The organism is Curvibacter lanceolatus ATCC 14669, from assembly GCF_000381265.1.
Lineage (GTDB): Bacteria > Pseudomonadota > Gammaproteobacteria > Burkholderiales > Burkholderiaceae_C > Curvibacter > Curvibacter lanceolatus.
On record NZ_KB906253.1, the window covers coordinates 620,274 to 630,017 of the forward strand.

Sequence of the window (9,744 nt, forward strand, 5' to 3'; positions counted from 1 at the left end):
TCGCTCAGACCGGGCGGTTTTCGTTGGGGTTGCGCACCGGCCCCATCAGGCTCAGGCCTTCGGCGTAGGTGATGGTGTCAAAGGTCACGTCGTACTTGAGCGCCGCATCGGCCACGGCGTCGAGCTTGCCGGCGGTGTCCTTTTTCTTGAGCTCGCTCTTTTCGAGGTACAGCAGGTCGAGCAGCTCGTTGTAGACGGTCGACTCGTCGATGGGAAGCACATAGAACAGTGCGCCGCGGTAGGGCACCTGGTACTTCTTCGACAGGTCGATGTTGTTGCAGAACAGAAAGTACTTGCCGCCTGCGCTCAGGCTGTCGCCCAGCACCTCGGCCACGTCCTTCAGGTGCTCGAAGCTCAGCAGGTAGCCTGCAAAGAAGGGCAGGTGGGCCTCCCCCACCTGGGCCACGGCCATCACCTGGTCGCAGGTCAGTTCGGGGGGGCGGGCCTCGTCGGCCAGCTTGGCGGCAAAGCGCAGCGCCAGCTCGCCCCGGAAGCCGACCCGCCCGGGCTTGGCCGTGGGCGCCTTGAGCACGGGGTTCAGCAGTCGGCCATCGGCATCGAGCGGGCCCAGGGCCGTGTCTTCAATGGGTTTGCGCACCAGGGTTTCAGTCATGGTCAGTCCTTGGAAGGGTGGAGGAAACAGAGGGGCCGGCCGCGCGGTTGCGCAGGTGGTCGGCGGTCTTGGAGAAGGCCTGCATCAGCGCTTGGCGCAGGCCAGGGGGAACCTCGGTGGCGAGCAGGGCGGCCTGCATGCAGTTCAGCCAGGCATCGCGCTCGGCGTTGCCAATGGCAAAGGGCTGGTGGCGCATGCGCAGGCGCGGGTGGCCGCGTTGTGCGCTGTAGTCACGCGGCCCACCCAGCCATTCACACAGGTAGCTCACCAGCACGGCCTTCACCGGGCCCAGGTCGGCGGGGTGCATGGCGCGAATCACCTGCGCCTCGGGGCGCTGGTCCATCTGCGCATAGAAGGCCTCGACCAGGGCCTGCACCCGGGCCAGGCCGCCCAGCTGTTGGTAGTGCGATACCTGGGCTGACACCGGCGCGCCCACGGGCGCCGATAGGGGGGGCAACGGGGGGGCTGACTCGGCAGGGGCCGTGGGGTGGGGCAGCGTGCTCATGCCCCTCTTTCTGCAATGACCGTACCAGGCCAGGCGCGCGCGTGGGCGGCCACCAAACGCGACAAAACAGCCCTTGGGGCGCGCCCGCCTCAGCGGTGTGGGGCTGGCCGGGCCCGGTTTGTCGCAAACGGAACAAAGCGCTGCAGCAGGCCGGACAAAGCGCCCGCCAAGCCCGCCACAAGCCGACATGTTGGTGTCGTTTTGTCGTAAACAGCGCGCTGATCGGGCTGGAACACCGTGATTTCGGCATGGCACAGAAGGTGCAAAGAACCAGTGCGCGGACACAAGTCCGGCCCAACGTGACCCGATAGAAGAAGACCAACAGGCACGCCAGGCTGACATGGTCGCGAGTTCGCTACCTTGGTTCTCAACCCTTCCTGAATGGAGTACTGCAATGTCTAAACTTCGGCAAATCGCCTTCTACGGCAAAGGCGGCATCGGCAAATCCACCACCTCCCAGAACACGCTGGCCGCGCTGACCGAACTCGGTCAGAAGATCCTCATCGTCGGCTGCGACCCCAAGGCCGACTCGACCCGCCTGATCCTGCACGCCAAGGCCCAGGACACCATCCTGTCACTGGCGGCCGAAGCCGGCTCGGTGGAGGACCTGGAGCTCGAGGACGTGATGAAGATCGGCTACAAGGACATCCGTTGCGTCGAATCCGGTGGCCCGGAGCCCGGAGTGGGCTGCGCCGGCCGCGGCGTGATCACCTCGATCAACTTCCTTGAAGAAAACGGCGCCTACGACGGTGTCGACTACGTCTCTTACGACGTGCTGGGCGACGTGGTGTGCGGCGGCTTTGCCATGCCCATCCGCGAAAACAAGGCGCAAGAGATCTACATCGTCATGTCGGGCGAGATGATGGCCATGTACGCGGCCAACAACATCTCCAAGGGCATTCTGAAGTACGCCAATTCGGGCGGCGTGCGCCTGGGTGGCCTGGTGTGCAACGAGCGCCAGACCGACAAGGAACTGGAGCTGGCCGAATCGCTGGCCAAGATGCTGGGCTCGCGCCTGATCCACTTCGTGCCGCGCGACAACATCGTGCAGCACGCCGAGCTGCGCCGCATGACCGTGATCGAGTACGCCCCGGACTCCAAGCAGGCCGACGAGTACCGCCAACTGGCCACCAAGGTGCACAACAACGCTGGCAACGGCACCATCCCCACCCCCATCACCATGGACCAGCTGGAAGACCTGCTGATGGAGCACGGGATCATGAAGCAGATCGACGAGTCGCAAGTCGGCAAGTCGGCCGTGGCCGCCTGAAGGGCCCCCGGGTGCGGGGCGCAGGGCCCCACCTCACGAGGGCCTGCCCCCGCGCCCGACTCTCACTGACAACTATCTAACCGGAGCTCTCCATGACCGCCACCGTTGAAGAACGCAAGGCCGCGAACAAGGCCCTGATCGATGAAGTGCTGAAGGCCTACCCTGAAAAGATGGCCAAGCGGCGCGCCAAGCACCTGGGCACCTTCGAGGACGGCAAGCCCGATTGCGGGGTCAAGTCCAACATCAAATCCTTGCCCGGCGTCATGACGATCCGGGGTTGTGCCTACGCGGGCTCCAAGGGCGTGGTGTGGGGCCCCATCAAGGACATGGTCCACATCAGCCACGGCCCGGTGGGCTGCGGCCAGTACTCGTGGGCTGCCCGCCGCAACTATTACATCGGCACCACCGGCATCGACACCTTCGTGACGATGCAGTTCACCTCGGACTTCCAGGAAAAAGACATCGTCTTCGGCGGTGACAAGAAGCTCGACAAGATCATTGACGAGATCCAGGAACTGTTTCCGCTCAACAAGGGCATCTCGATCCAGTCCGAGTGCCCGATCGGCCTGATCGGCGACGACATCGAAGCCGTCTCCAAGAAGAAGGCCAAGCAGTACGAAGGCCACACCATCGTGCCGGTGCGTTGCGAAGGCTTTCGCGGCGTGAGCCAGTCGCTGGGCCACCACCTGGCCAACGACGCGATCCGCGACTGGGTGTTCGACAAGGTCGACCCCAACAAGCGCCCCGACTTTGTCTCCACCCCCTACGACGTGGCCATCATCGGCGACTACAACATCGGTGGTGACGCCTGGGCCAGCCGCATCCTGCTTGAAGAGATGGGCCTGCGCGTGATCGCGCAATGGTCGGGCGACGGCACCATCGCCGAGCTGGAGAACACCCCCAAGGCCAAGCTCAACGTGCTGCACTGCTACCGCTCGATGAACTACATCAGCCGCCACATGGAAGAAAAATACGGCATCCCATGGGTGGAGTACAACTTCTTCGGCCCCTCGATGATCGAGAAGAGCCTGCGCGAGATCGCCAGCCACTTCGACGACACCATCAAGGCCAATGCCGAGAAGCTGATCGCCCGCTACCGCCCCCTGATGGACGCGGTGATCGCCAAGTACAAGCCCCGCCTGGAAGGCAAGAAGGTCATGCTGTTCGTGGGTGGCCTGCGCCCGCGCCACGTGATCGGCGCCTACGAAGACCTGGGCATGGAAGTGGTGGGCACGGGCTACGAGTTCGGCCACAACGACGACTACCAGCGCACCACCCACTACGTGAAAGACGGCACGCTGATCTATGACGACGTGACCGGCTACGAGTTCGAGAAGTTCGTCGAACAGGTCAAGCCCGACCTGGTCGGCTCGGGCATCAAGGAAAAGTACGTGTTCCAGAAAATGGGCGTGCCCTTCCGCCAGATGCACAGCTGGGACTACTCGGGCCCTTACCACGGCTATGACGGCTTCGCGATCTTTGCGCGCGACATGGACATGGCCATCTCCAGCCCGATCTGGGGCCTGACCCAGGCGCCCTGGAAAAAGGCCGCCTGATCCCATCAGCCACCGCCAGCCACCGCCAGCGCCCCGGGTGCCCCGCGCCCGGGGCCCCCTGAACCCCCTCTCGTTTACCGGAGCCCGTCATGCCCCAATCCGCCGACAAGATCCTCGACCACGAATTGCTGTTCCGTGAGCCCGAGTACCAGGAAATCTTCCGAAGCAAGAAAGAGAACTTCGAGTTCAACCACTCCGACGACACCGTCAAGCAGGTCATCGAGTGGACCAAGACCGAAGACTACAAGCAAAAGAACTTTGCCCGCGACTCACTCACCGTGAACCCGGCCAAGGCCTGCCAGCCGCTGGGCGCCGTGTACGTGGCCAACGGCTTTCACAAGACCCTGAGCTTTGTGCACGGCAGCCAGGGCTGCGTGGCCTACTACCGGTCGCACTTCTCGCGCCACTTCAAGGAGCCCACCTCGTGCGTGAGCTCGTCGATGACCGAAGACGCCGCCGTCTTCGGGGGCCTGAACAACATGATCGATGGCCTGGCCAACGCCTACAACCTGTACAAGCCCGAGATGATCGCGGTGTCCACCACCTGCATGGCCGAGGTGATCGGCGATGACCTGGACGCCTTCATCAAGAACAGCAAGCAAAAGGGCAGCGTGCCCGAGGCCTACGACGTGCCTTTTGCCCACACCCCGGCCTTTGTGGGCAGCCACATCACCGGCTACGACAACGCCTTGCTGGGCATCCTCAAGCACTTCTGGGATGGCAAGGCCGGCACCACCGCACCGCTGACCCGCGTGCCCGACGAGAGCATCAACTTCATCGGCGGCTTTGACGGCTTTGTGGTCGGCAACATGAAAGAGATCCGCCGCATCTTCAGCCTGTTCGGCGTGCAGGTGAACGTGCTGTGCGACCCCTCGGGCAACTGGAACACCCCCACCGATGGTGAGTTCCGCATGTACGAAGGCGGCACCACCAAGGAAGAGGTGGAGCGCGCCCTGCATGCCAAGGCCACCATCGTGTTCCAGGAGTTCTGCAGCGAAAAGACCACCAAGTTCATCAAGGAACACGGCCAGGAAGTGGTGGTGCTGAATGCCCCCGTGGGCGTGGCCGGCACCGATGACTTCTTGCTGGCCATCTCGCGCCTCACGGGCAAGCCTGTGCCGGCCGAGCTGGAGCTGGAGCGCGGCCAACTGGTCGACGCCATGGCCGACAGCCAGGCCCACCTGCACGGCAAGCGCTACGCTTTGTACGGCGACCCCGACCAGATGCTGGGCTACACGCAGTTCCTGCTGGAGCTGGGCGCCGAGCCGGCCCATGTGGTGGCCACCAACGGCAACGAAGAATGGGCCAAGCGGGTGCAGGCCTTGTTCGACGCCTCGCCCTATGGCGCTGGCTGCAAGGTCTACCCCAAGCGCGACCTGTGGCACCTGCGCTCGCTGCTGTTCACCGAGCCGGTGGATTTTCTGATCGGCAACACCTACGGCAAGTACCTGGAGCGCGACACCGGTACCCCGCTGGTGCGCATGGTGTTCCCGATCTTTGACCGCCACCACTACCACCGCTACCCCACCTGGGGCTATGACGGCGGCCTGCGCGTGCTGGTGACCCTGCTCGACGAGTTCTTCGAAACCCTGGACGCCAACACCAACGTGGCCTCCAAGACCGATTACTCGTTCGACATCATCCGCTGACGTTGACGTTGACGTTGACGGGCCCAGGTCCTCGGGCCACCCCGGGTGGGTGGCCCGTGCCGACCGGGCCCGGCAGGATCTACCCCGATCCCACCCCGATCTCACCCTGATCCCAACCCCCTGGCCCCGTCGCCCAAGCCCACCGAGGAGGCGCCTTCATGAACCCCCACGTCACCTATGTGAAGACCACCCAGGACGGGCGTCGCGTCGAGGTCATCGGCGGCCAGCTGTGCCTGGCCGGTGTGCCCGAGACCACGGTGCTGGTGCCCCTGAGCGAGCACCCCAACCGCCAGGCCATCGCCCGCGTCATGCCCGATGCGGCCTATGTGGCCGGCCGCCTGCCGCTCACCCTCAGCGAGGCCGCCACCGCACAGGGCGCCCTGACGCAGGAGCAGCGCCAGTTCGACGCCAGCCCCTCGGGCATCAACCAGCGCATCCGGCGGGCCCTGTGGGCCAAGGCCGAGGCCGATGGCGTTGAGTGAAGCGCGCCATGATCTACATCCTGGAGCGCCCCGCCGAGGTACAGGCTGAGATACAGGTCGAGGCAACTGCCCCAGCCCAGCCCCGGGCTGAGCCCCGCGCCTGGTTTGCCTACGACGAGGCCGACCTGGCCCGCAAGGTGGCCGCCACCGACAGCCTGCAGCCCTGGGAGATCTACGACCAGCAAAGCGCCCGCGAATGGCTGGAGCTGCTGGCCGAGCTGCCCCCCGGCCCCGAGGCCGAGGCGCGGTTTCCGGCCCTGTGTGCGCTGGGCCAGCGCCATGGCTACGACACCCCGCTGTACCGCGCCGACCACCTGCTGGGGCGCGGCATGCTGCAGGCTGAACCCGTGAGCCTGCGCCAGGCGCTGGAGGCCGCCCTGGCCGCCCGCCCGGGCCGCACCACGGTCTACTGGAGCGACGAGCAGGCCCTGCACGCCTTCGAGGGTGGCGACCCGGCCCTGGTGGGGCCTGCGCACTGGCACGCCCGCCGCGCCCTGTACCAGCAGTTGGTGGCACTGGAAGTGCTGGCCGACAACCAATAGGGGCAGGCCGTGCTGGCGCTGATGCAATTGGCCATCCTGCAGTCGGGTGGTCGCACCCTGGCCCTGCTGCTGCGTGAGCTGCAGGACGAGGCCGAGCTGTTCGCCAGCCCCAACACCCTGGCCGAGTTGGAGCAGCAACTGCTGATCATGGCCCAGACCCTGTCGCACCTGCCCGAAGCCCTGCAACTGCAGCTGCCCCAGCTCGACTGGCACGGCTGGGGCACCCTGCAGGCCCTGCTGGAGCAGCCCGGCAGCCCCCGCCGCGAGGCCGTGTGGTACGCCCTCAATGCCCTGGTGCCCGCCACGCTGGACATGCTGCACCAGCTGCGCCAGCGCCACCCCGTGTGGTTCGACATGAAGCTGTGAGCGCCCCCATGACCGGCACCGGCCAAGACCTGATCCGCCTCTCGCTGGCTGCGGCGCAGACCCAGGCCACCTGCCTGGACGCGCAAGACCTGGCCTGGATGAGCTGCCTGGTGCAGATGAACCGGCTGGAGCAGCTCAGCCCCGGGCAGCGTGGCCAAAGCCTGTGCCGCGCGCTGATGGCGCCGTACCCCCGCGGCTTTTTTGAGGCCCTGCGCGCCTGTGGCGGCCTGAAGCGCTTTCTGCCCGAGCTGGATCTGCTGTTCAGCCAAGCCCTGCCCGACAGTGGCACGGCCACGGCCGCCCCGAACGCCGGCGAGGTGCAACTGCGGGTGCTGGGCAAGCTGGCCGCCAGCGGCGCCCCGCTGGAGCAGCGCCTGGCCGGGTTGCTGCACCGCATCGGCTGGGCCCAGACCGAAGGCGGGCAGTGGGGCTACCGGCGCCTGCTGGCGCGCCCGGGCGAGGTCGCCCAAGCCGCCCTGGCTGCGCTGTGCGAGCGCATGGACCTGCCCCAGGCCCAGTTGCAACTGTGCCGGCAGCTGATGCAGCACCGCGACCCGCTGCTGCACCTGGCCGACGGCGAGCCCGAGGCCGTGTTGCAAGTGCTGCAGGCGCTGGGGCTGCCCCAGCAAGCCCATCCGCCTGGTCAACCCCGCCAGCCCGCACCCTTGACGACCCTGCTGCACCTCTGCCAGCTGGAGCACGAGGCCGCCACCGGCCGAGCTGGCGCCCGCTTTGTGCAGGCCCGCTGGTGGCAGCGCATGCAGGCCGCCGTGGCGGCCGTGCCTGCACCTGCGGCGCAGCCCGGCGAACGGCCCAACGCACTGTCCGGTGCAGGGTCCGGTGCACGGCCCGACCCGGCCTGGCACCCAGCCTGGCACCAGGCCCAACTGGCCTGCCTGCGCCAACTGCTGCTGCACGAGCTGCCCGCGCAGGCACAGCACCCTCCACCGAGCCCGCCACGACGCTGACACGCCGCCAAGGCCCACCCGCTGCATCAGTTTCACGCATCCCACCCGACGCACACGTCCCCAACCCCCAGATTCACCTTTCCCGATTCACGCATCCCGAACCCGCAAAGGCACGCACACACCATGCACACCGACATCGAACGCTTTCTGGCCCATTCCATCCAGTTGGAGAGCGAGGCCGCCCGCCGCTTCGGCGAACTGGCCGACGCCATGCAAAGCGCCGGCAACCGCCCCGTGGCCCGGCTGTTCAGGCGCCTGGCCGACTATTCGCTGCTGCACCTGCAAGACGCCCGGGCCCGCGCCGCCTACCGCCAGTTGCCCGCGCTGAAAGCGGAGGATTTCAGCTGGCCCGGCCTCGAAAGCCCCGAGGCCGCCGCCATCTGGGCCGCCGACCCCCAACTGGGCCCCGAGCAGGCGCTGCAAGTGGCCCTTCAAGCCGAAACCTCGGGCCGCGACTTCTACCAGCAGGTGCTCGACGCCACCACCGACCCCGAAATACGTGCCCTGGCACGCGAGTTTGTCGACGAAGAAAGCGCCCACGTGCTGGAGCTGCAGCGCTGGGCGGATCTGCAACGGGCGGGGCTGCCGTTGCCGGTGGAGGGCTGAGAAAAAATAGAAGCAAGCGCTTCGTTTTGCCGTGCTGAACCGCGATCAGTTTCGGTTTCGAAATGATCGTTTCGATTTTTGTGCGGAACCTCCGCCGCACTTCGTTCGCTTTGCAGGCGTGGATCTGCAGGACCTCACACCGACTGACCCGACATGGCCTCAGTGCGTGAATGGGCCGGGCCCCGCCGGGGCATCGGGTGTCTCCAGCGCGAAGGCGCAATCGAAGTATTTCTCGGCCTCGCTCCAGGGCGCGTTTTCCTTCCACAAGGTCAGCAAGGCACGGCTGGCATCCACGACGCTTGGGCTGACCTGCAAGGTTTGCAGGCCCAGTGCCTTGAAGGTGTCCTCGTGGTCATGCAGGCTGCCCACCTGCCCCGCGTAACTGTAGAACTGGCGGATCTTGCCGGGCTGTGCAAACCGCGCCATCCTTTCGCAGGCGGCTCCGCTCTCAGGGGCCCGGCCTGCATGGGCCTGTGAAAAACTGTCCTGGAGCATGTGCAGCAAAACACCCAGAGCCACTTGGTCGAGGTCATTTCGGACCTCGACGATACCGGTGGCAAATAGATTGGTGGCCGTCATGTCGCCGGGGAAATAGGGCGTCAGCGGGGCTATGCCGAGGGTCCGGATGAAGTGGTCGGTCGGAATCGACTTGGTCGCCACCCCCCACAGGAACTGCGCCCACATGCGCATGCGTTGCTGGGTCTCAGCGGCAGTTTCTCCGTCGTATGCGGCCATCGAATGGAAGAACTGCAGGTCACCAAAATGGGATCGGTACAGCAGGTAGTCGCCTGGGCCGAAAGCCGGCTCACCGGGCCGGCTGGCCATGCGCTGCTTGGCGGTCTTGTCGGCATCGGAGAAGAGCCCCTTCCAGCACTTGGGCTGGGCGGTGGAGCGCAGCGTGACACTGGGGTCGCAGTCTGCAATCCGCGGCGGCGACGCGCGGTTCAGTGCGAACGGCGGATCGTCAGGCCAGCGCACGCCGTACAAAAGCACCTGGTGGGCACGGACCGCTTCGGTGGTCAGGCATTCTTTTTCAGCGCCTGGCTGAGCCTCGCAATCAAGGGCGTTGAGGGTGATGGCCTCATGAACCGGGCTTTTGATCATGGGAAGCGCATTGCCAACCAACCATTGCCCGAGGCTGTCGATGAGCTGGTTGCTACCCAGGCTTGAGAGCTTTCGGTCAACGT

General features: G+C 65.9%; 12 protein-coding genes. 9 read left to right on the forward strand and 3 right to left on the reverse strand.

The genetic code is table 11. The features are described 5' to 3' along the window. Positions 1-4: 4 nt before the first annotated feature. Both F624_RS0102960 and F624_RS32095 read right to left on the reverse strand, forming a co-directional pair. On the reverse strand, positions 5-613 hold the full coding sequence (locus F624_RS0102960) for a hypothetical protein (protein WP_019572769.1): 609 nt from the start codon (positions 611-613) through the stop codon (positions 5-7). Further along, on the reverse strand, positions 606-1,118 hold the full coding sequence (locus tag F624_RS32095; RefSeq protein WP_019572770.1) for a group II truncated hemoglobin: 513 nt from the start codon (positions 1,116-1,118) through the stop codon (positions 606-608). Before F624_RS32095 ends, F624_RS0102960 begins: the two co-directional genes overlap by 8 nt. A gap of 394 nt (positions 1,119-1,512) precedes the next feature. On the opposite strand from F624_RS32095, the gene nifH reads away from it, so the two are divergent. From nifH to F624_RS0103005, 8 genes are all read left to right on the forward strand, one after another. Next, positions 1,513-2,388, forward strand: coding sequence for a nitrogenase iron protein (gene nifH / locus F624_RS0102970; RefSeq protein ID WP_019572771.1), 876 nt, complete (start codon positions 1,513-1,515; stop codon positions 2,386-2,388). Between the two features lie 92 nt (positions 2,389-2,480). Beyond that, entirely contained in the window at positions 2,481-3,944 is a 1,464-nt protein-coding gene (gene nifD, locus F624_RS0102975; RefSeq protein ID WP_019572772.1) for a nitrogenase molybdenum-iron protein alpha chain, read from the forward strand. A gap of 89 nt (positions 3,945-4,033) precedes the next feature. Next, the gene (gene nifK / locus F624_RS0102980) at positions 4,034-5,593 is read left to right on the forward strand and encodes a nitrogenase molybdenum-iron protein subunit beta (RefSeq protein ID WP_019572773.1); all 1,560 of its coding nucleotides are present in this window, start codon (positions 4,034-4,036) and stop codon (positions 5,591-5,593) included. 158 nt (positions 5,594-5,751) lie between these two features. After that, complete coding sequence (locus tag F624_RS0102985; protein ID WP_019572774.1) at positions 5,752-6,075, forward strand: hypothetical protein; 324 nt, start codon at positions 5,752-5,754, stop codon at positions 6,073-6,075. A gap of 8 nt (positions 6,076-6,083) precedes the next feature. Beyond that, complete coding sequence (locus F624_RS0102990; protein WP_245573540.1) at positions 6,084-6,617, forward strand: hypothetical protein; 534 nt, start codon at positions 6,084-6,086, stop codon at positions 6,615-6,617. 9 nt (positions 6,618-6,626) lie between these two features. Beyond that, positions 6,627-6,983 carry a hypothetical protein gene (locus F624_RS0102995; RefSeq protein ID WP_019572776.1) on the forward strand — a complete coding sequence of 119 codons (357 nt, stop codon included), beginning with the start codon at positions 6,627-6,629 and terminating at the stop codon, positions 6,981-6,983. 8 nt (positions 6,984-6,991) lie between these two features. Next, entirely contained in the window at positions 6,992-7,951 is a 960-nt protein-coding gene (locus tag F624_RS0103000) for a hypothetical protein (RefSeq protein WP_019572777.1), read from the forward strand. Between the two features lie 123 nt (positions 7,952-8,074). Continuing rightward, positions 8,075-8,557: a ferritin-like domain-containing protein gene (locus F624_RS0103005; RefSeq protein WP_019572778.1), complete on the forward strand. Its 483-nt coding sequence runs from the start codon at positions 8,075-8,077 to the stop codon at positions 8,555-8,557. Between the two features lie 159 nt (positions 8,558-8,716). On the opposite strand, the gene F624_RS0103010 is transcribed toward F624_RS0103005, so the two are convergent. Next, complete coding sequence (locus F624_RS0103010; protein WP_157443282.1) at positions 8,717-9,544, reverse strand: hypothetical protein; 828 nt, start codon at positions 9,542-9,544, stop codon at positions 8,717-8,719. A gap of 9 nt (positions 9,545-9,553) precedes the next feature. Here F624_RS0103010 and F624_RS34645 point away from each other — a divergent pair, with 9 nt between their 5' ends. After that, complete coding sequence (locus F624_RS34645; RefSeq protein WP_157443283.1) at positions 9,554-9,727, forward strand: hypothetical protein; 174 nt, start codon at positions 9,554-9,556, stop codon at positions 9,725-9,727. Positions 9,728-9,744: the final 17 nt, after the last annotated feature.

Excerpts from the sequence above, each read along its gene's own strand:
- F624_RS0102960 (WP_019572769.1), bottom strand. The coding sequence starts at position 613 with ATGACTGAAACCCTGGTGCGCAAACCCATTGAAGACACGGCCCTGGGC.
- F624_RS32095 (WP_019572770.1), bottom strand. The coding sequence starts at position 1,118 with ATGAGCACGCTGCCCCACCCCACGGCCCCTGCCGAGTCAGCCCCCCCG.
- nifH (WP_019572771.1), top strand. The coding sequence starts at position 1,513 with ATGTCTAAACTTCGGCAAATCGCCTTCTACGGCAAAGGCGGCATCGGC.
- nifD (WP_019572772.1), top strand. The coding sequence starts at position 2,481 with ATGACCGCCACCGTTGAAGAACGCAAGGCCGCGAACAAGGCCCTGATC.
- nifK (WP_019572773.1), top strand. The coding sequence starts at position 4,034 with ATGCCCCAATCCGCCGACAAGATCCTCGACCACGAATTGCTGTTCCGT.
- F624_RS0102985 (WP_019572774.1), top strand. The coding sequence starts at position 5,752 with ATGAACCCCCACGTCACCTATGTGAAGACCACCCAGGACGGGCGTCGC.
- F624_RS0102990 (WP_245573540.1), top strand. The coding sequence starts at position 6,084 with ATGATCTACATCCTGGAGCGCCCCGCCGAGGTACAGGCTGAGATACAG.
- F624_RS0103000 (WP_019572777.1), top strand. The coding sequence starts at position 6,992 with ATGACCGGCACCGGCCAAGACCTGATCCGCCTCTCGCTGGCTGCGGCG.
- F624_RS0103005 (WP_019572778.1), top strand. The coding sequence starts at position 8,075 with ATGCACACCGACATCGAACGCTTTCTGGCCCATTCCATCCAGTTGGAG.